This window comes from Alteribacter salitolerans, from assembly GCF_016901055.1.
Lineage (GTDB): Bacteria > Bacillota > Bacilli > Bacillales > Salisediminibacteriaceae > Alteribacter > Alteribacter keqinensis.
The window spans coordinates 30064-54405 of record NZ_JAFEUX010000006.1; the positions used below are offsets into that span (position 1 = coordinate 30064).

37 protein-coding genes are annotated in these 24342 nt (G+C 45.3%); all 37 read left to right on the forward strand.

Going from position 1 to position 24342, the window contains the following annotated elements; translation table 11 throughout:
• The first annotated feature begins 18 nt into the window (after positions 1–18).
• The 37 genes from rpoC (at position 19) to rplQ (ending at position 24339) form a co-directional block, all read left to right on the forward strand.
• Positions 19–3633 carry a DNA-directed RNA polymerase subunit beta' gene (gene rpoC, locus JSY36_RS12710; protein WP_122901506.1) on the forward strand — a complete coding sequence of 1205 codons (3615 nt, stop codon included), beginning with the start codon at positions 19–21 and terminating at the stop codon, positions 3631–3633.
• 135 nt (positions 3634–3768) lie between these two features.
• On the forward strand, positions 3769–4017 hold the full coding sequence (locus JSY36_RS12715) for a 50S ribosomal protein L7ae-like protein (RefSeq protein ID WP_122901508.1): 249 nt from the start codon (positions 3769–3771) through the stop codon (positions 4015–4017).
• 114 nt (positions 4018–4131) lie between these two features.
• On the forward strand, positions 4132–4545 hold the full coding sequence (gene rpsL, locus JSY36_RS12720) for a 30S ribosomal protein S12 (protein ID WP_122901510.1): 414 nt from the start codon (positions 4132–4134) through the stop codon (positions 4543–4545).
• A gap of 51 nt (positions 4546–4596) precedes the next feature.
• Positions 4597–5067: a 30S ribosomal protein S7 gene (gene rpsG / locus JSY36_RS12725; protein ID WP_026688629.1), complete on the forward strand. Its 471-nt coding sequence runs from the start codon at positions 4597–4599 to the stop codon at positions 5065–5067.
• A gap of 141 nt (positions 5068–5208) precedes the next feature.
• Positions 5209–7287 (forward strand): elongation factor G, encoded by a 2079-nt coding sequence (gene fusA / locus JSY36_RS12730; RefSeq protein ID WP_122901512.1) that lies wholly within the window; start codon positions 5209–5211, stop codon positions 7285–7287.
• A 129-nt stretch (positions 7288–7416) separates the two neighbouring features.
• A complete protein-coding gene (gene tuf / locus JSY36_RS12735) occupies positions 7417–8607 on the forward strand; it encodes an elongation factor Tu (protein ID WP_122901514.1) in 1191 nt (396 codons plus the stop codon).
• A gap of 696 nt (positions 8608–9303) precedes the next feature.
• Entirely contained in the window at positions 9304–9612 is a 309-nt protein-coding gene (rpsJ, locus tag JSY36_RS12740) for a 30S ribosomal protein S10 (protein WP_026688626.1), read from the forward strand.
• A 30-nt stretch (positions 9613–9642) separates the two neighbouring features.
• Positions 9643–10272 (forward strand): 50S ribosomal protein L3, encoded by a 630-nt coding sequence (rplC, locus tag JSY36_RS12745; protein ID WP_205166690.1) that lies wholly within the window; start codon positions 9643–9645, stop codon positions 10270–10272.
• 29 nt (positions 10273–10301) lie between these two features.
• Positions 10302–10925, forward strand: coding sequence for a 50S ribosomal protein L4 (gene rplD, locus JSY36_RS12750; RefSeq protein WP_122901518.1), 624 nt, complete (start codon positions 10302–10304; stop codon positions 10923–10925).
• Entirely contained in the window at positions 10925–11215 is a 291-nt protein-coding gene (gene rplW, locus JSY36_RS12755; RefSeq protein ID WP_122901520.1) for a 50S ribosomal protein L23, read from the forward strand. Before rplD ends, rplW begins: the two co-directional genes overlap by 1 nt.
• A gap of 31 nt (positions 11216–11246) precedes the next feature.
• Positions 11247–12077, forward strand: a complete 831-nt coding sequence (rplB, locus tag JSY36_RS12760) for a 50S ribosomal protein L2 (protein ID WP_122901522.1) — start codon at positions 11247–11249, stop codon at positions 12075–12077.
• 60 nt (positions 12078–12137) lie between these two features.
• Positions 12138–12416 carry a 30S ribosomal protein S19 gene (gene rpsS, locus JSY36_RS12765; protein WP_122901524.1) on the forward strand — a complete coding sequence of 93 codons (279 nt, stop codon included), beginning with the start codon at positions 12138–12140 and terminating at the stop codon, positions 12414–12416.
• A gap of 21 nt (positions 12417–12437) precedes the next feature.
• The gene (gene rplV, locus JSY36_RS12770) at positions 12438–12779 is read left to right on the forward strand and encodes a 50S ribosomal protein L22 (protein WP_026688620.1); all 342 of its coding nucleotides are present in this window, start codon (positions 12438–12440) and stop codon (positions 12777–12779) included.
• A 3-nt stretch (positions 12780–12782) separates the two neighbouring features.
• Positions 12783–13442, forward strand: a complete 660-nt coding sequence (gene rpsC / locus JSY36_RS12775; RefSeq protein WP_122901526.1) for a 30S ribosomal protein S3 — start codon at positions 12783–12785, stop codon at positions 13440–13442.
• A 2-nt stretch (positions 13443–13444) separates the two neighbouring features.
• Positions 13445–13879 carry a 50S ribosomal protein L16 gene (rplP, locus tag JSY36_RS12780; RefSeq protein ID WP_026688618.1) on the forward strand — a complete coding sequence of 145 codons (435 nt, stop codon included), beginning with the start codon at positions 13445–13447 and terminating at the stop codon, positions 13877–13879.
• Positions 13869–14072 (forward strand): 50S ribosomal protein L29, encoded by a 204-nt coding sequence (gene rpmC / locus JSY36_RS12785; protein WP_026688617.1) that lies wholly within the window; start codon positions 13869–13871, stop codon positions 14070–14072. The genes rplP and rpmC overlap by 11 nt, the downstream gene beginning before the upstream one ends.
• A gap of 22 nt (positions 14073–14094) precedes the next feature.
• Positions 14095–14358, forward strand: coding sequence for a 30S ribosomal protein S17 (gene rpsQ / locus JSY36_RS12790; protein WP_122901528.1), 264 nt, complete (start codon positions 14095–14097; stop codon positions 14356–14358).
• Between the two features lie 49 nt (positions 14359–14407).
• Entirely contained in the window at positions 14408–14776 is a 369-nt protein-coding gene (gene rplN / locus JSY36_RS12795) for a 50S ribosomal protein L14 (protein WP_026688615.1), read from the forward strand.
• A gap of 41 nt (positions 14777–14817) precedes the next feature.
• Positions 14818–15129 (forward strand): 50S ribosomal protein L24, encoded by a 312-nt coding sequence (rplX, locus tag JSY36_RS12800; RefSeq protein WP_122901532.1) that lies wholly within the window; start codon positions 14818–14820, stop codon positions 15127–15129.
• 31 nt (positions 15130–15160) lie between these two features.
• The gene (gene rplE, locus JSY36_RS12805; protein WP_122901534.1) at positions 15161–15700 is read left to right on the forward strand and encodes a 50S ribosomal protein L5; all 540 of its coding nucleotides are present in this window, start codon (positions 15161–15163) and stop codon (positions 15698–15700) included.
• A gap of 27 nt (positions 15701–15727) precedes the next feature.
• A complete protein-coding gene (locus JSY36_RS12810) occupies positions 15728–15913 on the forward strand; it encodes a type Z 30S ribosomal protein S14 (RefSeq protein ID WP_122901536.1) in 186 nt (61 codons plus the stop codon).
• Positions 15914–15940: 27 nt separating this feature from the next.
• Positions 15941–16339, forward strand: coding sequence for a 30S ribosomal protein S8 (gene rpsH, locus JSY36_RS12815; RefSeq protein ID WP_026688611.1), 399 nt, complete (start codon positions 15941–15943; stop codon positions 16337–16339).
• A 28-nt stretch (positions 16340–16367) separates the two neighbouring features.
• Positions 16368–16904, forward strand: coding sequence for a 50S ribosomal protein L6 (gene rplF, locus JSY36_RS12820; protein ID WP_122901538.1), 537 nt, complete (start codon positions 16368–16370; stop codon positions 16902–16904).
• 34 nt (positions 16905–16938) lie between these two features.
• The gene (gene rplR / locus JSY36_RS12825) at positions 16939–17301 is read left to right on the forward strand and encodes a 50S ribosomal protein L18 (protein ID WP_122901540.1); all 363 of its coding nucleotides are present in this window, start codon (positions 16939–16941) and stop codon (positions 17299–17301) included.
• A gap of 25 nt (positions 17302–17326) precedes the next feature.
• Positions 17327–17827, forward strand: coding sequence for a 30S ribosomal protein S5 (gene rpsE, locus JSY36_RS12830; RefSeq protein ID WP_026688608.1), 501 nt, complete (start codon positions 17327–17329; stop codon positions 17825–17827).
• A 13-nt stretch (positions 17828–17840) separates the two neighbouring features.
• On the forward strand, positions 17841–18029 hold the full coding sequence (rpmD, locus tag JSY36_RS12835) for a 50S ribosomal protein L30 (RefSeq protein ID WP_026688607.1): 189 nt from the start codon (positions 17841–17843) through the stop codon (positions 18027–18029).
• Between the two features lie 31 nt (positions 18030–18060).
• Positions 18061–18501 (forward strand): 50S ribosomal protein L15, encoded by a 441-nt coding sequence (gene rplO, locus JSY36_RS12840; protein WP_122901543.1) that lies wholly within the window; start codon positions 18061–18063, stop codon positions 18499–18501.
• A complete protein-coding gene (gene secY / locus JSY36_RS12845) occupies positions 18501–19793 on the forward strand; it encodes a preprotein translocase subunit SecY (protein WP_205166691.1) in 1293 nt (430 codons plus the stop codon). The genes rplO and secY overlap by 1 nt, the downstream gene beginning before the upstream one ends.
• 72 nt (positions 19794–19865) lie before the next feature.
• Positions 19866–20519, forward strand: a complete 654-nt coding sequence (locus tag JSY36_RS12850) for an adenylate kinase (protein ID WP_122901546.1) — start codon at positions 19866–19868, stop codon at positions 20517–20519.
• Complete coding sequence (map, locus tag JSY36_RS12855; RefSeq protein WP_122901548.1) at positions 20516–21262, forward strand: type I methionyl aminopeptidase; 747 nt, start codon at positions 20516–20518, stop codon at positions 21260–21262. The genes JSY36_RS12850 and map overlap by 4 nt, the downstream gene beginning before the upstream one ends.
• 25 nt (positions 21263–21287) lie before the next feature.
• Positions 21288–21590 (forward strand): KOW domain-containing RNA-binding protein, encoded by a 303-nt coding sequence (locus JSY36_RS12860; RefSeq protein WP_122901550.1) that lies wholly within the window; start codon positions 21288–21290, stop codon positions 21588–21590.
• A 4-nt stretch (positions 21591–21594) separates the two neighbouring features.
• Positions 21595–21813, forward strand: a complete 219-nt coding sequence (gene infA, locus JSY36_RS12865; RefSeq protein ID WP_010896341.1) for a translation initiation factor IF-1 — start codon at positions 21595–21597, stop codon at positions 21811–21813.
• Between the two features lie 48 nt (positions 21814–21861).
• Positions 21862–21975: a 50S ribosomal protein L36 gene (gene rpmJ / locus JSY36_RS12870; protein WP_026688601.1), complete on the forward strand. Its 114-nt coding sequence runs from the start codon at positions 21862–21864 to the stop codon at positions 21973–21975.
• A 22-nt stretch (positions 21976–21997) separates the two neighbouring features.
• Positions 21998–22363, forward strand: coding sequence for a 30S ribosomal protein S13 (gene rpsM, locus JSY36_RS12875; protein WP_122901552.1), 366 nt, complete (start codon positions 21998–22000; stop codon positions 22361–22363).
• A gap of 18 nt (positions 22364–22381) precedes the next feature.
• Positions 22382–22774 carry a 30S ribosomal protein S11 gene (rpsK, locus tag JSY36_RS12880; RefSeq protein WP_122901554.1) on the forward strand — a complete coding sequence of 131 codons (393 nt, stop codon included), beginning with the start codon at positions 22382–22384 and terminating at the stop codon, positions 22772–22774.
• A 180-nt stretch (positions 22775–22954) separates the two neighbouring features.
• Positions 22955–23899 carry a DNA-directed RNA polymerase subunit alpha gene (locus JSY36_RS12885; protein ID WP_122901556.1) on the forward strand — a complete coding sequence of 315 codons (945 nt, stop codon included), beginning with the start codon at positions 22955–22957 and terminating at the stop codon, positions 23897–23899.
• 77 nt (positions 23900–23976) lie between these two features.
• Positions 23977–24339, forward strand: a complete 363-nt coding sequence (gene rplQ, locus JSY36_RS12890; protein ID WP_122901558.1) for a 50S ribosomal protein L17 — start codon at positions 23977–23979, stop codon at positions 24337–24339.
• Positions 24340–24342: the final 3 nt, after the last annotated feature.

Here is a 24342-nt window from a genome sequence, read left to right on the forward strand (position 1 = left end):
GAAAGGGAGGTTGGCCCCTTGATAGATGTTAATAACTTTGAGTATATGAAAATTGGCTTGGCTTCTCCGGATAAAATCCGCTCTTGGTCAAGAGGGGAAGTCAAAAAGCCAGAAACAATCAACTACAGAACGCTTAAGCCTGAAAAAGACGGTTTGTTCTGTGAGCGCATTTTCGGTCCAACAAAAGATTGGGAATGTCATTGTGGTAAATATAAGCGTGTCCGCTACAAAGGTGTCGTATGTGACCGATGTGGCGTAGAAGTAACACGTGCAAAAGTACGTCGTGAGAGAATGGGACACATCGAGCTTGCTGCCCCTGTATCTCACATCTGGTACTTTAAAGGAATCCCAAGCAGAATGGGGCTTGTCCTGGACATGTCCCCACGTTCTCTTGAGGAAGTAATCTACTTCGCATCGTATGTAGTTACTGAAACAGGAGACACACCGCTTGAACTCAAGCAGCTGCTGTCTGAGAGAGAATACCGGACGTACCGTGAAAAGTACGGCCGTTCTTTCACAGCCTCTATGGGAGCGGAAGCAATCCGCAAGCTTCTTCAGGACATTGATCTTGATAAAGAAGTAAATATGCTGAAAGAAGAATTGCTTACAGCTCAAGGTCAAAGACGCACACGTGCGATCAAGCGCCTTGAAGTTCTTGAAGCATTCCGTAACTCCGGCAACAAACCTGACTGGATGATCCTTGATGTTCTTCCTGTCATCCCGCCGGAATTGCGTCCGATGGTTCAGTTAGACGGAGGACGCTTTGCGACTTCCGACTTAAACGACCTTTACCGCCGTGTAATTAACCGTAACAACCGATTAAAGCGTCTCCTCGACCTTGGTGCTCCAAGCATCATCGTTCAAAACGAGAAGCGTATGCTTCAGGAAGCAGTCGATGCCTTAATCGATAACGGACGACGCGGCCGTCCTGTAACAGGACCTGGTAACCGCCCGTTGAAATCTCTTTCCCACATGCTTAAAGGTAAGCAAGGACGTTTCCGTCAAAACCTTCTTGGTAAACGTGTTGACTACTCCGGACGTTCCGTTATCGTAGTAGGTCCTCACCTTAAGATGTACCAGTGCGGTCTTCCAAAGGAAATGGCTCTTGAACTGTTTAAGCCTTTTGTAATGAAAGAGCTTGTAAGTAAAGGTCTTGCCCACAACATCAAGAGCGCCAAGCGTAAAGTAGAGCGCGTTCAGCCGGAAGTATGGGATGTTCTTGAAGAAGTCATTAAAGAGCACCCGGTTCTTCTTAACCGGGCACCTACCCTTCACAGATTGGGTATCCAGGCATTTGAGCCGACTCTGGTTGAAGGTCGTGCAATTAAGCTGCACCCACTTGTGTGTACAGCTTACAACGCCGACTTTGACGGAGACCAAATGGCCGTTCACGTACCTCTTTCTGCTGAAGCACAGGCCGAGTCACGCCTTCTTATGCTTGCAGCGCAAAACATCTTGAACCCTAAAGATGGCAAGCCTGTTGTTACTCCGTCCCAGGATATGGTGCTGGGTAACTACTACCTTACACTTGAGCGAAAAGATGCAGTAGGCGAAGCGAACGTGTATTACGGACCAAATGAAGTGCTGACAGCATATCAAAACGGTTATGTACACCTTCATACCCGTATTGCCGTTCCGGTTGATTCTCTTGGCGATAAGCCATTTAAGGATCACCAAAAAGGAAAACTGATTCTAACGTCAGTAGGTAAGGTTATCTTTAACGAAATCCTGCCTCCTGAGTTTCCTTATATTAACGAACCGACAGCTTATAACCTTCAGGAAGAAACACCTGATACGTATATCGTGTCAACAGGCACAGATGTGAAAAAGGAATTCGCTGAGCGTGACGTTATTAAGCCGTTTAAAAAAGGATTCCTCGGCGATATTATCGCTGAAGTCTTTAAGAAGTTTAAAGTATCCGAAACGTCAATCATGCTTGATAAAATGAAGGACTTAGGATTCTACTACTCCACAAAAGCAGGTATTACCATCGGTGTATCTGATATCGTGGTACTTAAAGACAAACAGAAAATCCTGGACGAAGCGGAAGGAAAAGTAGACCGTGTCCTAAAGCAGTTCCGCCGTGGTCTGATCACGGAAGAAGAGCGTTATGACAAGGTTATTGAGATCTGGAGCTCGGCGAAAGATGTGATCCAGAGCAAGTTGATGGGTACACTTGATACCTCCAACCCGATCTTCATGATGAGTGATTCCGGTGCCCGTGGTAACGCGTCGAACTTTACGCAGCTTGCAGGTATGCGTGGTCTGATGGCAAACCCATCCGGGCGAATCATCGAGCTTCCGATAAAATCCAGTTTCCGTGAGGGACTTACAGTACTTGAGTACTTTATCTCCACCCACGGTGCCCGTAAAGGTCTTGCCGATACGGCCCTTAAAACAGCCGACTCAGGTTACCTTACACGCCGGCTGGTTGATGTTGCACAGGATGTTATTGTTCGCGAACAAGACTGTGGAACAGACCGCGGCTTGAAAGTGGCTGCCATTAAGGAAGGTACAGAAGTTATTGAACCATTATACGACCGCCTTGTCGGCCGTTTAACATTCCAGACGGTACATCACCCTGAAACAGGTGAAGTCCTTGCTGAGAAAAACCAGACTCTTGATGAAGACACAAGTAAACTCATCGAAGATTCCGGTGTAAAAGAACTAACTATTCGTTCTGCCTTCACATGTGACACAAAACACGGCGTATGTAAGGCCTGCTACGGACGCAACCTTGCAACAGGTGCAGAAGTAGAAGTAGGCGAAGCGGTAGGAATCATCGCTGCCCAGTCAATCGGTGAGCCGGGTACACAGTTAACGATGCGTACCTTCCACACAGGCGGGGTAGCCGGAGACGACATCACTCAAGGTTTACCACGTATCCAAGAGGTATTTGAAGCCCGTAACCCTAAAGGTCAGGCTGTCATTTCCGAGATTCAGGGTGTGGTCACCGACGTGAAGGAAGTAAACGAAAAGAAAGAGATTATCGTTAAAGGTGATCTTGAAACCCGTTCTTACACAACACCATACGGCTCCCGCATGAAAGTAGAAGTGGGTACTGAAGTTAAACCGGGGCAGGAACTTACAGAAGGTTCTATTGATCCGAAAGAACTTCTCACCGTATCCGGTGTTCAAGGTGTACAGGAGTACCTTCTTCGCGAAGTACAAAAAGTATACCGCATGCAAGGGGTGGAAATTGGTGATAAGCACGTGGAAGTAATGGTTCGCCAGATGCTTCGTAAAATCCGCGTTCTTGACGCAGGGGACACAGAAGTACTTCCAGGATCCCTTATTGAAATTCACCAGTTCAACGAAGCCAACAAAGATGTGCTCCTTCGCGGCGGCACACCAGCAACAGGTAAGCCGGTTCTGCTCGGTATTACAAAAGCATCTCTTGAAACAGATTCCTTCTTATCTGCCGCCTCCTTCCAGGAAACGACTCGTGTCCTGACTGACGCAGCAATTAAAGGAAAACGAGATGAGCTTGTAGGACTGAAAGAGAACGTTATTATCGGTAAGCTTGTTCCGGCTGGTACAGGCATGCAGCGCTATAGAAAGATCAACCTTGCTATGGAAGAAGATGCACAGTCTGAAATGCCGGCGATTGAAGAAGCGACGATCCAGGATTAATCATGGGCACCCGGAGTGGCTTTTCCGCCACTCCGGTCCTGCTCAATAAAAATTCGAACAGGTTGTTGACACATGTTATCCCTAGTGATAATATATAAAAGTGCGCCTAATACCTGATGCTTTGGAGGATTATTGATGTCTTATGAAAAAGTAGTGCAGGCCAATGAACGAATAGTGGGCACGAAACAAACTTTAAAAGCACTGGAAGAACAGCAGGTTAAAGAATTAATCATTGCCGACGATGCTGATCACGGTGTACTTTCCAAAGTCCTGGCGCTAGCCGAAGACCAGGGGGTGCCGATTCAGACCGTTGATTCCATGAAAAAGCTTGGAAAAGCATGCGGAATTGACGTATCAGCAGCGATTGTAGCAATTAAAAAGTAAATGGGTTTTTGCTTAAGGGGTTCACCTTCTGCGGCAAAAACTTTACTTTTGTACTTTTATGAACCACCTGGACCAGTGGACTTGAACCAAGTTGATACGAAAGGAGGAAAAACCATGCCTACAATTAACCAGTTAGTACGCAAAGGTCGCGTATCTAAAGTTAGAAAGTCCGACTCACCAGCTTTAAATAAAGGTTACAACAGCTTCAAGAAAGTTCAAACGGACTTGAGCTCACCGCAAAAGCGTGGCGTTTGTACTCGTGTTGGTACAATGACACCAAAGAAACCAAACTCCGCATTGCGTAAATATGCTCGTGTACGTCTTACGAACCAAATTGAAGTGACAGCTTATATCCCAGGAATCGGGCACAACCTTCAGGAACACAGTGTTGTCCTCATCCGTGGTGGACGAGTAAAAGACTTACCGGGGGTACGTTACCACATCGTACGTGGTGCGCTTGATACTGCCGGAGTTGAAAACCGTGCACAAGGTCGTTCCAAGTACGGAACAAAGCGTCCTAAAAAATAATTGATTAAGACAGATATAAACTACTATTAATGGATGGAAGGAGGGGACCACATGCCTCGTAAAGGACCAGTACCAAAAAGAGACGTATTACCTGATCCACTTTACAAATCGAAGCTTGTTACACGTATGATCAACCGTATGATGATCGACGGTAAAAAAGGGAAAGCACAAACGACTCTTTACAAGTCTTTCGAATTAGTAAAAGAACGTACCGGCAATGATCCTCAAGAAGTATTCGAACAAGCACTTAAAAACATCATGCCTGTTCTTGAAGTTAAAGCACGCCGTGTTGGTGGTGCAAACTACCAAGTACCAATCGAAGTAAAACCAGAGCGACGTACTGCACTGGGACTTCGCTGGTTAGTAAGCTACGCTCGCCTTCGTGGTGAAAAAACGATGGAAGAGCGTCTTGCCAACGAAATTATGGACGCTGCAAATAATACGGGAGCCGCTGTTAAAAAGCGCGAAGATACTCACCGTATGGCAGAAGCGAACAAAGCATTCGCTCACTACCGCTGGTAAGAAAATACTTGCCCGGCTTACGGGCGGTATATTTCAAAACAGTTAATCGAGACGGGATACTGAGGAGGCCGGTCACCCGGCTTTCCCTCGGAACCATCTCCAACCCACTAACATCTTCACTTAAGGAAGGAGAAAATGACCATGGGAAGAGAATTCTCCTTAGAAAAGACGCGTAATATCGGAATCATGGCTCACATCGATGCCGGTAAGACGACGACGACTGAGCGTGTACTTTTCTACACAGGGCGTATTCACAAAATCGGTGAAACGCACGAAGGTGCTTCTCAAATGGACTGGATGGACCAGGAGCAAGAGCGTGGAATCACGATCACTTCTGCTGCGACAACAGCCGCTTGGAAAGAACACCGTGTAAATATCATCGATACTCCAGGACACGTAGACTTTACTGTAGAGGTAGAGCGTTCTTTACGTGTACTTGATGGTGCCGTAGCTGTACTTGATGCACAGTCCGGTGTAGAACCACAAACGGAAACTGTATGGCGTCAGGCAACTACGTATGGCGTACCACGTGTTGTTTTCGTAAACAAAATGGATAAGATCGGTGCTGACTTCATCTACTCACTAGGCACAATGCACGATCGTCTTGGTGCTAACGCACATGCGATCCAGTTGCCAATCGGTGCAGAAGATGACTTCGAAGGTATCATCGACCTTGTTGAAATGCACGCTTACTACTACTTAGATGATCTCGGTTCACGTACTGAAGCACGTGAAATTCCGGATGAGTATAAGGATCAAGCGAATGAGTACCGTGAAAAGTTACTTGAAGCAGTTTCCGAACTTGACGAAGATTTAATGATGAAATACCTTGAAGGTGAAGAGCTTACGACTGAAGAGATCAAAGCTGCGATCCGTAAAGGTACTTGTGACGTTGAATTCTACCCTGTCATCTGCGGATCTGCCTTTAAAAACAAAGGTGTTCAGCTTATGCTTGATGCTGTTATCGACTACCTTCCATCTCCATTGGACGTACCTCCAATGACTGGAATGCTACCGGACAGCGAAGAAGAAGTTCTGCGTAAGCCAAGTGATGACGAGCCATTCTCTGCATTGGCATTTAAAGTTATGACGGATCCTTTCGTAGGTAAACTTACATTCTTCCGCGTATACTCTGGTACTGTTGACGCTGGTTCTTACGTTAAGAACTCAACGAAAGATAAGCGTGAGCGTATGGGACGTATCCTTCAAATGCACGCGAATCACCGTGAAGAGATTCCTACTGTTTACGCTGGTGATATCGCTGCGGGTGTCGGGCTTAAGAGCACAACTACAGGAGACACAATCTGTGATGAGAAGAACATGGTTATTCTTGAATCCATGGAATTCCCTGAGCCGGTAATCTCCCTTTCTGTAGAGCCTAAGTCTAAAGCTGACCAGGATAAAATGGGTATCGCTTTAGGTAAGCTTGCAGAAGAAGATCCAACATTCCGCACACACACTGATGAAGAAACAGGACAAACGATCATCGCAGGTATGGGTGAGCTTCACCTTGATATCATCGTTGACCGTATGAAGCGTGAATTCAAAGTGGAAGCAAATGTTGGTGCACCTCAGGTTTCCTACCGTGAGACAATCCGTCAAGCGGCGAAAGTTGAAGGTAAATTCGTACGTCAATCCGGTGGTCGTGGACAATTCGGTCACGTATGGGTTGAGTTCGAACCTAACGAAGAAGGTAAAGGCTTCGAGTTCGTTGATAAAGTTGTCGGCGGTGTTGTTCCTCGTGAATACATCCCATCAGTTGGACAGGGTCTTGAAGAGTCCCTTAAGAACGGGATGCTCGCCGGATACGAAGTTATCGACGTAAAAGCCACCCTTGTTGATGGTTCTTACCACGATGTCGACTCCAACGAGATGGCATTTAAAGTAGCTGCTTCCCTGGCTGTTAAAGAAGCGGCGAAAAAATGTAACCCGGCTATTCTTGAGCCAGTCATGAAAGTTGAAGTGGTTGTACCTGAAGAGTACATGGGAGACATCATGGGTGACGTAACTTCCCGTCGTGGACGAGTTGAAGGTATGGAAGCCCGCGGTAACGCACAAATTGTTAAGGCGATGGTGCCACTTTCCGAAATGTTCGGTTACGCTACTTCCCTGCGTTCCAACACGCAAGGACGCGGACAGTACACAATGCATTTTGACCACTATGAAGAAGTACCTAAGAGTATTTCTGAAGAGATCATCAAAAAACAGTCTGGTAAGTAATCTGTTATTGTCTCACAGGTCATTTTGTTGTAAGCTAAGTTTGTTGTAAGCTTAGAGTGATGAGAGGTACAGCTTTTCATCATTCTCCCTAATATAAAAATTCTATGAAATTCAAGGAGGAATTAGATCATGGCTAAAGAAAAATTTGATCGTTCCAAGACGCATGCCAACATTGGTACTATTGGACACGTTGACCACGGTAAAACAACACTAACTGCTGCAATCACTCACGTACTTCATAAGAAATCCGGTAAAGGTACTGCGATGGCTTATGACCAAATCGACGGAGCTCCTGAAGAGCGCGAGCGTGGAATCACAATCTCCACTGCACACGTTGAGTACGAAACTGACAGCCGTCACTATGCACACGTAGACTGCCCAGGACACGCTGACTACGTTAAGAACATGATCACTGGTGCCGCTCAAATGGACGGAGCTATTCTTGTAGTATCCGCTGCTGACGGCCCAATGCCACAAACTCGTGAGCACATCCTTCTTTCCCGTCAGGTAGGGGTACCTTCAATCGTAGTATTCCTTAACAAAACTGACCAAGTTGACGACGAAGAGCTACTTGAGCTAGTAGAAATGGAAGTACGTGACCTTCTTTCTGAGTACGACTTCCCTGGTGATGACATCCCAGTAGTAAAAGGTTCTGCTCTTAAAGCTCTAGAAGGCGACGCTGATCACGAGCAAGCGATCATCGACCTAATGGCGCAAGTTGACGAGTATATCCCAACTCCAGAGCGTGACAAAGACAAGCCATTCATGATGCCAGTAGAGGACGTATTCTCTATCACTGGCCGTGGTACTGTTGCAACTGGCCGTGTTGAGCGTGGACAGCTTAACGTTGGTGACGAAGTAGAAATCATCGGTATCGAAGAAGAGTCTAAGAAGACTACTGTAACTGGAGTAGAAATGTTCCGTAAGCTTCTTGACTATGCTGAAGCTGGTGACAACATTGGAGCACTACTACGTGGTGTATCCCGTGACGACATCACTCGTGGACAAGTTCTTGCAAAGCCAGGAACAATCACTCCACACACGAAGTTCAAAGCTGAAGTTTATGTACTATCTAAAGAAGAGGGTGGACGTCACACTCCATTCTTCACTAACTACCGTCCTCAGTTCTACTTCCGTACAACTGACGTAACTGGAATCTGTAACCTTCCAGAAGGCGTTGAGATGGTAATGCCTGGTGACAACATCGAGATGACAGTTGAGCTAATCAACCCAATCGCGATCGAAGAAGGTACTAAGTTCTCTATCCGTGAGGGTGGACGTACTGTTGGTGCCGGCGTTGTTGCTGAAATCACTGAGTAATAACTAAGCTAAGGCTTTACATGCAGCCCCCGGGATTTCCCCGGGGGCTGTTTTTTATTGGATTGATTTACGAGTTTCTTCTATCTAAGAGAGGAGGGTGATGTTTGTTTATGAGACAGGGGGGCAGTGTCTAGGTTAAGGTATAATGGTTTATTTTCAGGAATCCCACGGCCGAACTCAGGGAAAAAGTGCGGATGAAAGAATTAAGATCGTGATGGATTAAGGAATCTGCACGATAGATGGATTTTTCTGTTTCCGATTAAGGAGTTCCATGATAAATTACGGAGATTTACGTTAACCACCCAAGGATTCATGATATCCGATTCATGATAACCCAAAGATATACGATACCAGTCGGAGAATTAACGAGACCCCAACTGACTTCAAAATAAAGAAAATACCCCGATTTTCCCCGATATAACCTCCAAAACTAAAAGAAAACATTCCCACACCATCTAGCACTTGAAATCAGATGAGATAATCTTTATAATAGTAAAAGTGTGATTACGTATATAAATTACAGAAATCACTTGATCTGCATTAGGCATTAATGTATAATGAATAATGTTGGTCACATGACAGGCGTTGATGTGGGAGGTTACCGACACACCAGCCCCCGTTGCCATGGAGCGGTGCTAGGAAAATTTCCACGGAGCAAGTCTATTTCCAAAATGGGCGAAAAAAGGAGGTAATCAAATGGCAAAACAAAAGATTCGTATCCGTCTTAAAGCGTACGATCACAGAACTCTTGATCAGTCTGCTGAGAAGATCGTTGAAACAGCTAAGCGTTCAGGTGCCAGTGTAGCTGGTCCTATCCCGCTTCCAACTGAAAAATCGATCTACACAGTACTTCGTGCGGTGCACAAGTATAAAGACTCTCGTGAGCAGTTCGAAATGCGTACTCACAAGCGTTTAATCGACATCATTGAACCAACCCCACAAACAGTGGATGCACTTATGCGATTAGACCTGCCATCAGGCGTTGACATTGAAATCAAACTATAAATGATTGTTTAATAACAGGAGGTGTGACTCATGACCAAAGGAATCTTAGGTAAGAAATTAGGAATGACTCAAGTGTTCGCTGATAACGGCGAGGTCATCCCAGTAACAGTAATCGAAGCGACTCCAAACGTTGTTCTTCAAAAGAAAACGGTTGAAGCTGACGGTTACGAAGCTATCCAAGTTGGTTTCGGTGACAAGAAAGATCACCGCGCTAACAAACCTGAAAAAGGACACGCTGCTAAAGCCGACACTGCCCCTAAGCGCTTCGTTAGAGAAATTCGCGATGTGAACTTAGCGGATTATGAAGTTGGTCAGGAAGTCAAAGTAGATACTTTTGCAGCAGGAGATGTTGTTGACGTAACAGGACAATCCAAAGGTAAAGGTTTCCAAGGTGCAATCAAGCGCCACAACCAGTCCCGCGGACCAATGTCCCACGGTTCACGTTATCACCGTCGTCCTGGTTCAATGGGTCCTGTTGACCCGAACCACGTACGTAAAGGTAAAAACTTACCTGGACAAATGGGTGGAGAAACAAAAACGATTCAAAACCTTGAAGTTGTCCGTGTAGATACAGAACGCAACTTGCTCTTGGTAAAAGGAAATGTACCGGGTGCGAAAAAAAGCTATGTTACAGTAGAATCTGCTGTAAAAGCTAAATAAGTAGATCGACTAGGAAAGGAGGAGCCCTGATGCCTAAAGTTGCTTTATTTAACCAAACTGGCTCTCAAGTTGGCGATATCGAACTATCCGATAGTATTTTCGGTATTGAGCCAAATGAAAGTGTTCTATATGACGCTGTAATCATGCAGCAAGCATCACAAAGACAAGGTACGCACGCTGTTAAAGGACGTTCAGACGTTCGCGGTGGCGGTAAGAAGCCTTGGAGACAAAAAGGTACCGGCCGTGCACGTCACGGTACAATCCGTTCCCCACTATGGGTTGGCGGGGGTGTTGCATTCGGTCCTACACCACGTAGCTATGGCTACAAATTACCGAAAAAAGTTCGTCGTCTGGCGATCAAATCAGCTCTTTCTTCTAAAGTACAAGCCGAAGAGATTCGCGTACTGGAAGGATTGAGCCTTGAAACACCAAAAACAAAAGAGATGAAAGCTGTTTTAGCCGGCTTTTCTGCAGGAGAAAAAACTCTTGTTGTAACTGCTGACTACAACGATGCGGTCGCTCTTTCTACACGAAACCTTCCTGGAGTAAAAACAATTACTGCAGACGGTCTTAACGTGTTAGACGTCGTGAGCCACAGCAACCTTGTGATCACTCAAGACGCTGTTAAAAAGGTAGAGGAGGTGCTTGCATAATGGCAAACGCTCGTGATATTATTAAGCGCCCCGTAATCACTGAACGTTCTACTGACTTGATGGCAGAGAAAAAGTACACTTTTGAAGTGGACACTCGCGCTAACAAAACTCAGATTAAAGACGCTGTCGAAGAGATCTTCGGTGTGACAGTAGACAAAGTCAACACACAGAATTACAAAGGTAAATTCCGTCGTTTCGGACGTTATACAGGCTACAAAAGCAAGCGCAAGAAAGCCATTGTTCAGTTAACACCTGATAGCAAAGAACTAGACTTCTTTGAAGGTGTATAAAACATTTTTATAGAGAAGGAGGGAAACTCTGATGGCTATTAAAAAGTATAAACCAACCACTAACGGTCGCCGTGGAATGTCTGTTCTTGACTTCCAGGAGATCACTACAGATAAGCCGGAAAAATCCTTGCTTGCACCACTAAGCAAGAAAGCCGGTCGAAACAACCATGGTCGTATTACTGTACGTCACCAAGGTGGCGGACACAAACGCCAATACCGTATCATTGACTTTAAGCGTAACAAAGATGGAATTCCAGGCCGCGTTGCTACGATCGAATACGATCCAAACCGTTCTGCGAACATCGCTCTAATCAACTACGTTGATGGAGAAAAGCGTTACATCCTTGCACCTAAAGGACTTAAAGTAGGAATGGAAATCGTTTCTGGTAAAGATGCTGACATCAAAATCGGTAACGCACTTCAACTGAAGGACATTCCAGTTGGTACAATCATTCACAACATCGAGCTTAAGCCAGGAAAAGGCGGACAGCTGGTACGTTCAGCGGGTGCTGAAGCTCAACTTCTTGGTAAAGAAGGAGACTACGTACTTGTACGTCTTCGTTCAGGCGAAACTCGTATGATTCTTGCTACTTGCCGCGCTACAATCGGTCAAGTAGGAAACACAGAGCACGAACTTGTAACAATCGGTAAAGCCGGTCGTTCCCGCTGGTTAGGCAAGCGCCCGACAGTTCGTGGTTCTGTAATGAACCCAGTTGATCACCCACACGGTGGTGGTGAAGGACGCGCACCAATCGGTCGTAAATCACCAATGTCACCTTGGGGCAAACCGACACTTGGCTTCAAAACGCGTAAGAAGAATAAAGACACGGATAAATATATTGTACGTCGTCGCAAAAAATAACGGGGTTGTGCTACGGTTCTATCAAGGAACCGTAGGGCAGTCACGAAGGGAGGTACACACATGGGTCGCAGCTTAAAAAAAGGACCTTTCGTCGATGATCACCTAATGAAGAAGGTTGAAGTACAAAACGAGAATGATGACAAAAAGGTTATCAAGACTTGGTCTCGTCGCTCTACAATTTTCCCACAATTCATCGGTCACACGATCGCAGTTTATGATGGTCGTAAACACGTACCGGTTTACGTATCAGAAGATATGGTTGGACACAAGCTTGGCGAGTTCGCACCATCAAGAACTTACAAAGGCCACGCTTCTGACGACAAGAAAACAAGACGCTAATAAAGAGGGGAGGTACTTTCCATGGAAGCAAAAGCAGTAGCGAAACAAGTGCGTATTGCTCCTCGCAAGGCACGTTTAGTGGTTGACTTAATTCGTGGTAAGGAAGTTGGCGAAGCCATCTCAATCCTTAAACACACTCCGAGATCAGCTTCTCCGATCGTTGAGAAACTCGTTAACTCGGCAATTGCTAACGCTGAGCATAATTACGAAATGGAACCAAACAACTTGGTTGTAAGTCAAGTATTTGTTGATGAAGGTGTAACGCTTAAAAGATTCCGCCCACGTGCGATGGGTCGCGCAAGCCGTATCAACAAACGTACGAGTCACATTACAGTTGTTCTTACAGAAAAGAAGGAGGGATAAGTAGTGGGTCAAAAAGTGAATCCTAATGGACTGCGTGTCGGCGTTATTCGCGGATGGGAGTCCAAATGGTATGCAGATAAAGACTATGCTGATCTACTTCACGAAGACATCAAAATTCGTGAGTATCTTGAGAAGCGTCTAAAAGACGCATCCGTATCCACTATTGAAATCGAACGTGCCGCTAGCCGCGTGAACGTTACGATTTACACTGCTAAACCAGGAATGGTTATCGGTAAAGGTGGATCTGAAGTAGAAGCTTTACGTAAAGCTCTTAACCAACTTACTGGCAAGCGTGTACACATCAACATTAACGAAATCAAGTCTCCGGACAAAGATGCTAGTCTTGTTGCTGATAACATTGCTCGTCAACTAGAAAATCGTATTTCTTTCCGTCGTGCTATGAAACAAACAATCCAACGCACAATGCGTGCTGGCGCTTTAGGTATTCGTACTCAGGTTTCAGGACGTCTTGGCGGAGCGGACATTGCTCGTTCTGAATCTTACAGCGAAGGTACTGTGCCACTACACACACTTCGTGCGGACATCGACTACGGTACTGCAGAAGCAGACACTACCTACGGTAAAATTGGTGTTAAGATCTGGATCTATCGTGGTGAAGTCCTTCCGACGAAAGGAACGAAACAAGAGGAAGGAGGAAAATAATCATGCTAATGCCTAAACGTGTAAAATTCCGTCGTGAGCACCGTGGTAAGATGCGCGGTCGTGCGAAAGGCGGTACAGAAGTTGCTTTTGGTGAATACGGCCTGCAAGCTCTTGAAGCGTCTTGGATTACAAACAGACAAATCGAGTCAGCTCGTATTGCTATGACACGTTATATGAAACGTGGCGGTAAAGTATGGATTAAAATTTTCCCAGATAAGCCTTACACTGCAAAGCCTCTAGAAGTTCGAATGGGTTCCGGTAAAGGTGCTCCTGAAGGATGGGTAGCAGTAGTAAAACCAGGGAAAATCATGTTTGAAATTGCGGGGGTTTCTGAAGAAGTTGCTCGTGAAGCGTTACGACTTGCTTCTCACAAACTACCGATTAAAACTAAGTTCGTAAAACGAGATGAAGTGGGTGGTGACGCAAATGAGAGCTAATGAGATCCGCAACCTAACCACTGCTGAGATTGAACAAAAGTCAAAGTCTCTTAAAGAAGAGCTTTTCAACCTTCGCTTTCAACTTGCGACTGGACAGTTAGACAATCCAGCCCGCATCCGTGAAGTTAAAAAAGCTATTGCACGTGCGAAAACAGTTTTGCGTGAAAGAGAGCTTGGAATTACAAACGATTAATACCTGAGAGGAGGTTTGCACAGTGGCTGAGCGTAATAACCGCAAGAGCTACACTGGTCGTGTTGTGTCTGACAAAATGGACAAAACGATCACAGTTCTTGTAGAAACGTACAAAATGCATCCGCTATACGGCAAACGCGTTAAATACTCCAAAAAGTTAAAAGCACATGATGAAAACAACACTGCAAAAGCTGGAGATATCGTCCGCGTAATGGAAACTCGTCCGCTTTCAAAAGACAAGCGTTTCCGTCTTGTAGAAGTTGTTGAAGAAGCTGTTATTATTTAATAGAAGTAAAGAATGACGTTTGCTTACCTGAAGGGAGGTAAATTGATCCATGATCCAACAAGAGAGTCGTTTAAAAGTAGCTGATAACTCAGGTGCCCGTGAAGTACAATGTATCAAAGTTCTCGGTGGCTCAGGCCGTAAAGTAGCTAACATCGGTGATATCATTGTTTGCTCGGTAAAACAAGCAACACCTGGTGGCGTTGTCAAGAAGGGTGAGGTCGTTAAGGCGGTAATCGTACGTTCTAAGAGCGGTGCGCGTCGTCCAGACGGATCTTACATTAAGTTCGACGAGAACGCAGCGGTTATTGTACGTGATGACAAGAGCCCGCGCGGAACTCGTATCTTCGGACCAGTTGCCCGTGAACTTCGTGAAAACCAATTCATGAAGATCGTATCTTTGGCTCCTGAAGTGCTTTAATCATAAATGGACGGAAAATGTCTGTTAAGGAGGTGCCCCTCATGCATGTAAAAAAGGGAGATAGCGTTAAGGTAATCTCTGGTAAGGACAAAGGCAAGGAAGGAACAATCCTTGAAGCATATCCAAGCAAAGACCGCGTCCTTGTTGAAGGAGTTAACATGGTGAAAAAACATGCTAAACCATCACAAGCGAACCCACAAGGCGGTATTTTGAACCAGGAAGCGGCTATTCACGTATCGAACGTATTGCCGATCGACCCGAAAACGGGCGAACCAACACGTGTAGGCTATAAAGTAGAAAACGGTAAAAAAATTCGTATCGCCAAGAAATCCGGCGAAGCGCTTGATAAGTAACAAGTTTTAGGTTGAAAGGAGGTTCACCACTATGAGTCGTCTTAAAGAAAGATACAATGGAGAGATTGCTCCAACTCTAACTGAGAAATTCAATTACTCTTCCGTAATGGCAGTTCCAAAAATCGATAAGATTGTAATCAACATGGGTATTGGTGATGCGGTTCAAAACTCTAAGGTTCTTGACAAAGCTGTTGAAGAACTTACAGAGCTTTCCGGTCAGAAGCCTGTAATCACTAAAGCGAAAAAGTCTATCGCAGGCTTTAAGCTTCGTGAAGGTATGCCAATCGGTGCGAAAGTAACCCTTCGCGGCGAGCGCATGTATGATTTCCTTGACAAACTTATCTCTGTTTCTTTGCCGCGTGTACGTGACTTCCGCGGGGTATCAAAGAAAGCCTTTGACGGACGAGGTAACTATACACTGGGAGTTAAAGAACAGTTAATTTTCCCTGAAATTGAGTATGACAATGTAGAAAAAGTCCGCGGTATGGACATCGTCATTGTTACTACAGCTGAAACGGATGAAGAAGCTCGTGAGCTGCTCACCCAAATGGGTATGCCGTTTCAAAAATAAGATCTCGCCGAAAAGGAGGTTTGAACCTTGGCAAAGAAATCCATGATCGCTAAATCTAAAAAGCCTAAGAAGTTCAATGTGCAAGAATATACACGTTGCGAACGTTGTGGACGTCCACACAGTGTAATCCGCAAATTTAAATTGTGCCGTATCTGTTTCCGTGATCTCGCGCACAAAGGTCAAATTCCGGGCGTTAAAAAAGCAAGCTGGTAATTCCGTGTAGGGAAGGAGGTAAATACGATGGTCATGACTGATCCTATTGCAGATATGCTAACTCGTATTCGTAATGCGAATACTGTACGTCATACAAGCTTGGAGCTTCCTGCTTCCAAGATCAAGAAAGAAGTTGCTGACATCTTAAAGCGTGAAGGTTTCATTCGCGACTTTGAATATATTGAGGACAACAAGCAAGGCATCCTTCGTATTTTCCTTAAGTACGGTGTAAATAACGAACGCGTTATCACCGGACTTAAGAAAATCAGTAAACCAGGTCTTCGTGTTTATGCTAAAGCTGATGAAGTACCACGTGTACTTGGCGGTTTAGGAATCGCTGTAATTTCTTCATCAACTGGCATTATCACAGACAAAGAAGCTCGCCAGAAGCAAGTTGGCGGCGAAGTACTAGCATACATTTGGTAATTTGAACGGAAGAATGGAGGTGTAAGGCATGTCTCGAATTGGTTTAAAACCTGTTGAGATTCCATCCGGTGTTGAAGTGAAGCAAGACGGTAATACCATTACGGTCAAAGGACCTAAAGGTGAGCTTACCCGTACACTTCACGCTGACATGGTCGTAAAACAAGAAGACAACCAGATCACTGTTGAGCGTCCAACGGATCACAAAGATCACCGCGCACTTCACGGTACTACTCGTTCCGTGATCAACAACATGGTCGAAGGTGTAACTAAAGGATTTGAAAAGACTCTTGAGCTTGTCGGGGTAGGTTACCGTGCTCAAAAGTCAGGGAATAAAGTAACTCTAAGCGTTGGATTATCTCACCCAGTTGAGTTTAATCCTGAAGACGGTCTTGAGCTTGACGTTCCTGAAAACACGAAAATCATTGTAAAAGGTATCGATAAAGAACGCGTTGGAGCACTTGCTTCTAACATTCGTGCTGTAAGACCACCTGAACCTTACAAAGGCAAAGGAATTCGCTACCAAGGCGAATACGTACGCCGTAAAGAAGGTAAAACAGGTAAATAAGGTTAAATTAACGGAATGAAAGGAATGACGTTCAATGATCACAAAAGCTGACAAGAACGTGGTACGTAAGAAAAGACACGCACATGTTCGTCGCTCGATCACGGGAACTGCTGAACGTCCTCGTTTGAATGTTTTCCGTTCTAATAAGCACATCTATGCACAGGTAATTAACGACGTCGATGGCGTTACAGTTGCTGGTGCTTCGAGCTTAGATAAAGAACTTAAACTTGAAAACGGCGGAAATAAAGAAGCGGCTCGTCAAATCGGCGAATTGGTTGCGAAACGTGCCCTTGAGCAAGGTGTTGAAACTGTGGTATTTGACCGCGGAGGATACCTTTATCATGGTCGAATCCAGGAACTTGCAGATGCAGCTCGTGAAGCTGGTCTGAAGTTTTAATTAACGACAAAAGGAGGGAAACTCATTGCGTAGTATCGACCCTAACAAACTTGAACTTGAAGAGAGAGTAGTTACTGTCAACCGTGTTGCGAAAGTGGTTAAAGGTGGTCGTCGCTTCCGCTTTGCTGCACTGGTTGTAGTTGGAGATAAAAACGGACACGTTGGCTTCGGTATGGGTAAGGCACTTGAGGTACCTGAAGCTATCCGTAAAGCGATTGAAGACGCGAAGAAAAACCTTATCACAATCCCAATTCAAGGTACAACAATCCCTCACCAGATTACTGGTGAATTCGGAGCAGGAAGCGTACTTCTAAAGCCTGCATCTGAGGGTACAGGAATCATCGCTGGTGGACCTGTCCGTGCTGTACTTGAGCTTGGCGGTGTAGGTGACATCCTTAGTAAATCCCTGGGATCAAACAACCCAATTAACATGGTGCGTGCGACCCTGCAAGGATTAACTGAACTAAAAAGCCCGGAAGAGGTTGCAAAACTTCGCGGCAAATCAGTAGAAGAGCTACTAGGTTAAGGAGGGAATTAACATGGCTAAAAAACTTGAAATTACCCTCACACGCAGCTTGATCGGACGCCCTGAAGATCAGCGCGTAACCGTAAAAACGCTTGGTCTTCGTAAAATGCACCACACAGTGGTACAAGAAGACAACGCAGCAATTCGCGGTATGGTGAACAAAGTATCTCACCTTGTTACTGTAAAAGAAATCGAAGCGTAACTTGAAGATAATGAGTTGAGGAGGTGCCGACATGAAACTTCACGAACTTAAGTCCTCAGAGGGTTCCCGTAAGGTTCGCAAACGTGTTGGACGTGGTATCGCTACTGGTAACGGTAAAACTGCCGGTCGCGGACATAAAGGACAAAACGCTCGTTCCGGAGGCGGAGTACGTCCAGGATTTGAAGGTGGCCAAATGCCAATCTTCCGCCGCTTGCCAAAGCGCGGATTTACAAATCCTACGCGTAAAGAGTTTGCTATTGTAAACCTTGAAACGTTAAACCGTTTCGACGCTGGAACGGAAGTAACTCCTGAGCTATTGATCGAGTCCGGTGTTGTAAGCAACGCTAAAGACGGAATCAAAGTTCTTGGAAACGGAAAGCTTGAGAATAAGCTTACAGTTAAAGCCCACAAATTCTCAGCTTCTGCAAAAGAAGCAATTGAGGCTGCTGGCGGAACTACAGAGGTGGTCTAATGTTTCAAACCATCTCCAATATATTTAAAATTGGTGATTTGAGACGTAAGGTATTATTTACCTTAGCCATGCTGATCGTGTTCCGTATCGGGGCACATATCCCTGCACCGGGTGTAGATGCTCAGGTTCTGAACTTTCAGGACGAGATGAATGCCTTTGGCTTTCTAAATACATTCGGTGGCGGAGCTCTTGAAAACTTCTCGATCTTCGCTACAGGGATCATGCCCTACATTACAGCATCGATCATTGTGCAATTACTAAGAATGGACGTTGTTCCTAAATTTGCCGAATGGGCAAAGCAAGGTGAAGCGGGCCGACGAAAGCTGGCACAATTCACACGTTACGGAACAATTGTCATTGCATTCATGCAGGCACTTGGGATGTCTATCGGGTTTAACCGGATCTTCCCTGGCCTTGTACCAAATCCAAGCGTTGTAACATTTCTCCTCATCGCTCTTACATTAACGGCAGGTACTGCCTTTTTAATGTGGCTCGGTGAACAGATCACAGCCAACGGTGTCGGAAATGGTATTTCGATCTTAATCTTTGCGGGGATCGCTGCTGCGATTCCAAACGGTGTCAACCAGATCTATTCAACACAGATTGCTGAGGCCGGAGAAGCATTGTTTATTAATATCGTAGTAGTATTGCTGCTGCTCTTAGCCATGCTGCTTATCGTAGTAGGGGTAATCTTTGTTCAGCAGGCATTACGAAAAATTCCTGTACAATACGCTAAGCGTTTAGTATCAGGTAAACCTCAAGGCGGTCAGTCCACTCACTTGCCACTTAAAGTGAACGCTGCCGGGGTAATTCCGGTAATTTTCGCTATGTCACTCTTCATATTCCCGCCTACGGTCGCTGGATTTGTTGGAGATGATAATGCCATTGCCGGCTGGGTTACAACAAACTTTGATTACACGCAGCCATTTGGCTTAATCGTCTATGCTGCACTCATCATCGGATTTACGTATTTCTATACGTTTGTCCAGGTTAACCCGGAACAAATGGCCGACAACTTGAAAAAGCAAGGCGGCTATATCCCTGGAATCCGTCCTGGTAAAACAACGCAGGTTTATATTACACGAATCCTCTACCGTTTGACATTTGTAGGGGCCCTGTTCCTAGCAACTGTTTCAGTTATCCCGGTTTTCTTCACTGAGCTAGCGGGTCTCCCGCCAGCCGTTCAAATCGGAGGTACAGGTCTTCTCATCGTAGTAGGGGTTGCCCTTGATACGATGAAGCAGATTGAAAGTCAAATGATCAAACGTAGTTATAAAGGATTTATTAAATAAGGAAAGGGAGTTTCGGATAAAGTTTCTCCCTTTGCCTTCGATCGTGAATGAAGAACGATGGAGGGATAATCGATGAATTTAATCTTAATGGGTCTTCCGGGTGCGGGTAAAGGTACTCAAGCTGACAAGATCGTTGAAAAATACGGTGTTCCGCACATTTCAACCGGAGATATGTTCCGTGCAGCAATTAAAGGTGGAACGGAGCTCGGGTTGAAAGCAAAATCCTTTATGGATGCCGGAAACCTTGTTCCGGACGAAGTTACTGTAGGGATCGTCAAAGAGCGTCTTGCTAAAGACGACTGTAAGAAAGGCTTCTTACTCGACGGTTTTCCTAGAACAGTTGCACAAGCTGAAGCATTAGAAGAAATTCTCGCTGAACTCGATCGTCAACTTGACCATGTTGTTTACATTAAGGTTCCTGAAGAGGATTTGTTCAAGCGTCTTACTGGCAGATGGGTATGCCCGACTTGCGGCACCACTTACCATGAGATCTTCAATCCTCCAAAGGAAGCCGGCAAATGTGACAAAGATGGCAGCGAATTGATTCAACGAGAAGATGATAAACCTGAGACTGTCGAGAAGCGCCTGCAGGTGAACCTCGAACAGACACAGCCGCTTATCGACTTCTACGAGAATAAAGGTTACCTTCGCAATGTCGATGGTAAACAGGATATTCAAAACGTCTTTGAAGACCTCGATGTATTGTTGAAAGGAAGCAATCGATGATTATAGGCAAGACCGAGCGAGAGCTTGAAATCATGCGTGTTGCCGGAAAGATTGTTGCTTTAACACATCAAGAACTTAAAAAACACATCCAGCCTGGTATCACAACGAAGGAATTGGATAACATCGCAGACAAGTTTATTCGTCAACATGATGCGGTTCCATCTTTTAAAGGCTATAATGGATTTACTGGAAGCATCTGTGCTTCAGTAAATGAAGAGTTGGTACACGGCATTCCAGGCAACCGCGTATTGAACGACGGTGACATTATCAGCATTGATATTGGAGCCAAGTACAACGGGTACCATGGAGATTCTGCCTGGACTTACCCTGTCGGTTCGATCTCTGAAAAGGATCAAAAACTTCTTGACGTTACAGAGGCTTCCCTCTTTAAAGGTCTGGAAGAAGCAAAGCCGAAAGAGCGATTGTCCAACATCTCACATGCTATCCAAACGTACGCTGAATCTCATGGATTCTCTGTTGTCAGGGAATATGTCGGTCACGGAGTCGGTCAGGACCTTCACGAAGATCCGCAGATCCCGCACTTCGGCCCACCAGGGAAAGGCCCTCGTCTTAAACCGGGAATGGTACTTGCAATTGAGCCGATGATTAATGCAGGCTCGAGACATGTAAAGACACTTTCGGATAACTGGACAGTGGTCACAGCTGATGGAAAACGATGTGCCCATTTCGAACACACAATTGCTATTGTTGAAACAGGATATGAAATTTTGACAAAAGCCTAGTAAAGTGAAGGTGGTCGGTCACTAGATGAAAGATCCTGAATCTGTTCCGCAGCTCGGTGAGCTTGTGAGAATTATAAAGGGAAGAGACAAAGATCAGTACGCCTGTGTCATAGAAGTTCTGGATTCACGTTTTGTACGGATCGCCGACGGGGATAAACGTAAGGTAGACCGTGCAAAGAAGAAGAACATTCAGCACATTGAGCGAATGGACCTTGTTTCTCCTGAAGTAAAAAATAGCATTGTCGATACGGGCCGTGTCACCAATGCAAAGTTGCGATTTGCAATTTCATCATATATGAATGACAATTTACTGAAGGAAGGAGAGTAAATTCATGGCCAAAGAAGATGTAATCGAAGTTGAAGGAACGGTCATCGAGCCGCTTCCAAACGCAATGTTTCGTGTTGAACTAGAGAATGGACACAAAATTCTTGCCCACGTATCCGGTAAAATCCGTATGCACTTCATCCGTATTTTACCTGGAGATAAAGTGACCGTTGAATTGTCTCCCTATGATTTAACACGTGGTCGCATCACGTATCGTTATAAATAAGCTGATGGAAAGCGAAACCGCACTCCGTATCACAAGGAGGTAAAGAGCATGAAGGTAAGACCATCTGTAAAGCCAATGTGTGAAAAATGCAAAGTTATTCGCCGAAAAGGTACCGTCATGGTAATCTGCGAAAACCCAAAACACAAACAAAAACAAGGTTAATCCAACAGGAGGTGTAACGTAAATGGCACGTATTGCTGGAGTCGACATTCCTCGTGATAAGCGAATTGTCGTATCTTTGACTTACGTTTACGGTATCGGACAAACAAGAGCTGCTAAAGTTCTTGAAGAAGCTGGAGTATCTCAGGACACTCGCGTACGCGATCTTACTGAAGACGAGCTTGGCCGTATCCGTGAAGTAGTAGATAGCATTAAAGTAGAAGGTGACCTTCGTCGTGAGGTTTCCCTTAACATCAAACGTCTGATCGAAATCGGTTCATACCGTGGTATCCGCCACCGTCGTGGTTTACCAGTCCGTGGTCAGAAAACGAAAAACAACGCACGTACGCGTAAAGGACCTCGCCGTACTGTAGCGAACAAGAAGAAGTAAAGGAGGTAATGTACTGTTATGGCTAAACCGAAAACGACTCGTTCAAAGCGTCGTCAACGTAAAAATATTGAATCTGGAATTGCACACATCCGTTCAACGTTTAACAACACGATCGTAACGATCACAGACCCTCGCGGAAACGCAATCTCTTGGGCCAGTGCTGGTGCATTAGGCTTTAAAGGTTCACGTAAATCGACTCCTTTCGCAGCGCAGACTGCTGCTGAAACTGCTGCAAAAGCGGCGATGGAGCACGGCATGAAGAGTGTAGAGGTTTCCGTTAAAGGCCCTGGTGCCGGACGTGAAGCAGCTATTCGTTCCCTTCAAGCTACCGGTCTGGAAGTTAACATGATCAAAGACGTTACTCCAGTACCTCACAACGGATGCCGTCCACCAAAACGTCGTCGAGTATAATGACAATTCAGGGTATGTAATTTCATACCCGTGTCAATAATGGTTAAGAGTCATGAATAAAAGAAGACTCTTTTGGGAATATTGACGATTCATTGCAGATCGGAATGTGCCCATTGAGGGATTCCGGAAGACCTGATCCGGTCGTCCGGGGTTTCGACGTTTTGAAGGAGGGTTTGTGTAATGATCGAAATCGAAAAGCCAAAGATTGAACCGGTTGAACTTAGTGATGACGCATCTTACGGCAAATTTGTTGTAGAACCGTTGGAACGTGGATATGGAACAACGCTCGGAAACTCTCTGCGCCGGATTCTTTTATCCTCTCTGCCAGGTTCAGCGGTAACCAGTGTACAATTTGATACCGTTCTTCATGAGTTTTCAACGATTGAAGGCGTATCTGAAGATGTAACTGAAATCGTTCTGAATTTGAAGAAGCTTGCTCTTAAGATCTACTCTGATGAAGAAAAAACATTGGAAGTAGAAGCACAAGGGGAAGGAGTCGTTACGGCTGCTGACTTGATGCACGATAGTGACGTGGAGGTTTTAAACCCTGATCTTCACATCGCAACGCTGTCCAAAGGTGCGAATTTCCACCTTAAGTTAACAGCAAACACCGGTCGCGGTTATGTTCCTGCTGAAGGAATTAACACAAGCGAACTGCCAATCGGTGTCATTCCGATCGACTCTATCTATACACCTGTTTCACGTGTGAACTTCCAAGTGGAGAACACGCGTGTCGGTCAGATTACCAACTATGATAAGCTGACAATGGATGTGTGGACAGACGGCAGCATTCGCCCGGAGGAAGCAGTTTCCCTTGGAGCTAAAATCTTAACGGAGCACCTGAATATCTTTGTCGGTTTAACAGATCAGGCACAAAACGCCGAAATTATGGTCGAGAAAGAAGAAGACCAGAAGGAAAAAGTGCTTGAGATGACGATTGAAGAGCTTGATCTCTCTGTACGTTCATACAACTGTCTGAAGCGTGCCGGAATCAACACTGTTCAGGAGCTAACACAAAAATCAGAAGAAGATATGATGAAAGTCCGTAACCTAGGACGCAAATCGTTAGAAGAAGTTCAGGAAAAGCTGGGCGAATTAGGCCTTGGCTTGCGCAACGAAGAATAGTCTCCGAAAGACTTCTTTTTCGCAGCAACTTCCTCTTCTATTAGATACGGACAACCTTTAGAGAAGGAGGGACTCACATGGGATACAGAAAATTAGGTCGTGACAGTTCAGCGCGTAAGGCGTTGTTCCGCGACTTGACTACTGACTTAATTATCAACGAGCGAATCGAAACTACTGAGCCAAAAGCAAAGGAGCTTCGTTCAATCGTAGAGCAAATGATTACTCTTGGAAAACGTGGTGATCTTCACGCACGTCGCCAGGCAGCTGCATTTGTTCGCAATGAAGTAGCTGACGAAGAAAGCGGTACTACTGCTGTTCAAAAGCTATTTGATGATATCGCAACACGTTATGAGGACCGTCAAGGCGGATATACTCGTGTACACAAGCTAGGACCTCGCCGTGGGGATGGCGCAGAAATGGCAATCATCGAACTTGTATAAGTG

Coding starts and splice junctions, on each gene's coding strand:
- rplR (WP_122901540.1), top strand. CDS start 16,939: ATGATCACAAAAGCTGACAAGAACGTGGTACGTAAGAAAAGACACGCA.
- rplQ (WP_122901558.1), top strand. CDS start 23,977: ATGGGATACAGAAAATTAGGTCGTGACAGTTCAGCGCGTAAGGCGTTG.
- rpmD (WP_026688607.1), top strand. CDS start 17,841: ATGGCTAAAAAACTTGAAATTACCCTCACACGCAGCTTGATCGGACGC.
- rpsG (WP_026688629.1), top strand. CDS start 4,597: ATGCCTCGTAAAGGACCAGTACCAAAAAGAGACGTATTACCTGATCCA.
- rplX (WP_122901532.1), top strand. CDS start 14,818: ATGCATGTAAAAAAGGGAGATAGCGTTAAGGTAATCTCTGGTAAGGAC.
- tuf (WP_122901514.1), top strand. CDS start 7,417: ATGGCTAAAGAAAAATTTGATCGTTCCAAGACGCATGCCAACATTGGT.
- JSY36_RS12715 (WP_122901508.1), top strand. CDS start 3,769: ATGTCTTATGAAAAAGTAGTGCAGGCCAATGAACGAATAGTGGGCACG.
- rpsK (WP_122901554.1), top strand. CDS start 22,382: ATGGCTAAACCGAAAACGACTCGTTCAAAGCGTCGTCAACGTAAAAAT.
- rpsH (WP_026688611.1), top strand. CDS start 15,941: ATGGTCATGACTGATCCTATTGCAGATATGCTAACTCGTATTCGTAAT.
- rplP (WP_026688618.1), top strand. CDS start 13,445: ATGCTAATGCCTAAACGTGTAAAATTCCGTCGTGAGCACCGTGGTAAG.
- JSY36_RS12885 (WP_122901556.1), top strand. CDS start 22,955: ATGATCGAAATCGAAAAGCCAAAGATTGAACCGGTTGAACTTAGTGAT.
- rpsM (WP_122901552.1), top strand. CDS start 21,998: ATGGCACGTATTGCTGGAGTCGACATTCCTCGTGATAAGCGAATTGTC.
- JSY36_RS12860 (WP_122901550.1), top strand. CDS start 21,288: ATGAAAGATCCTGAATCTGTTCCGCAGCTCGGTGAGCTTGTGAGAATT.
- secY (WP_205166691.1), top strand. CDS start 18,501: ATGTTTCAAACCATCTCCAATATATTTAAAATTGGTGATTTGAGACGT.
- map (WP_122901548.1), top strand. CDS start 20,516: ATGATTATAGGCAAGACCGAGCGAGAGCTTGAAATCATGCGTGTTGCC.
- rplC (WP_205166690.1), top strand. CDS start 9,643: ATGACCAAAGGAATCTTAGGTAAGAAATTAGGAATGACTCAAGTGTTC.
- rplN (WP_026688615.1), top strand. CDS start 14,408: ATGATCCAACAAGAGAGTCGTTTAAAAGTAGCTGATAACTCAGGTGCC.
- rpsL (WP_122901510.1), top strand. CDS start 4,132: ATGCCTACAATTAACCAGTTAGTACGCAAAGGTCGCGTATCTAAAGTT.
- rplB (WP_122901522.1), top strand. CDS start 11,247: ATGGCTATTAAAAAGTATAAACCAACCACTAACGGTCGCCGTGGAATG.
- rplF (WP_122901538.1), top strand. CDS start 16,368: ATGTCTCGAATTGGTTTAAAACCTGTTGAGATTCCATCCGGTGTTGAA.
- infA (WP_010896341.1), top strand. CDS start 21,595: ATGGCCAAAGAAGATGTAATCGAAGTTGAAGGAACGGTCATCGAGCCG.
- rpsJ (WP_026688626.1), top strand. CDS start 9,304: ATGGCAAAACAAAAGATTCGTATCCGTCTTAAAGCGTACGATCACAGA.
- rpsS (WP_122901524.1), top strand. CDS start 12,138: ATGGGTCGCAGCTTAAAAAAAGGACCTTTCGTCGATGATCACCTAATG.
- rpmJ (WP_026688601.1), top strand. CDS start 21,862: ATGAAGGTAAGACCATCTGTAAAGCCAATGTGTGAAAAATGCAAAGTT.
- rplE (WP_122901534.1), top strand. CDS start 15,161: ATGAGTCGTCTTAAAGAAAGATACAATGGAGAGATTGCTCCAACTCTA.
- rplO (WP_122901543.1), top strand. CDS start 18,061: ATGAAACTTCACGAACTTAAGTCCTCAGAGGGTTCCCGTAAGGTTCGC.
- fusA (WP_122901512.1), top strand. CDS start 5,209: ATGGGAAGAGAATTCTCCTTAGAAAAGACGCGTAATATCGGAATCATG.
- rplD (WP_122901518.1), top strand. CDS start 10,302: ATGCCTAAAGTTGCTTTATTTAACCAAACTGGCTCTCAAGTTGGCGAT.
- rplV (WP_026688620.1), top strand. CDS start 12,438: ATGGAAGCAAAAGCAGTAGCGAAACAAGTGCGTATTGCTCCTCGCAAG.
- rplW (WP_122901520.1), top strand. CDS start 10,925: ATGGCAAACGCTCGTGATATTATTAAGCGCCCCGTAATCACTGAACGT.
- rpmC (WP_026688617.1), top strand. CDS start 13,869: ATGAGAGCTAATGAGATCCGCAACCTAACCACTGCTGAGATTGAACAA.
- JSY36_RS12850 (WP_122901546.1), top strand. CDS start 19,866: ATGAATTTAATCTTAATGGGTCTTCCGGGTGCGGGTAAAGGTACTCAA.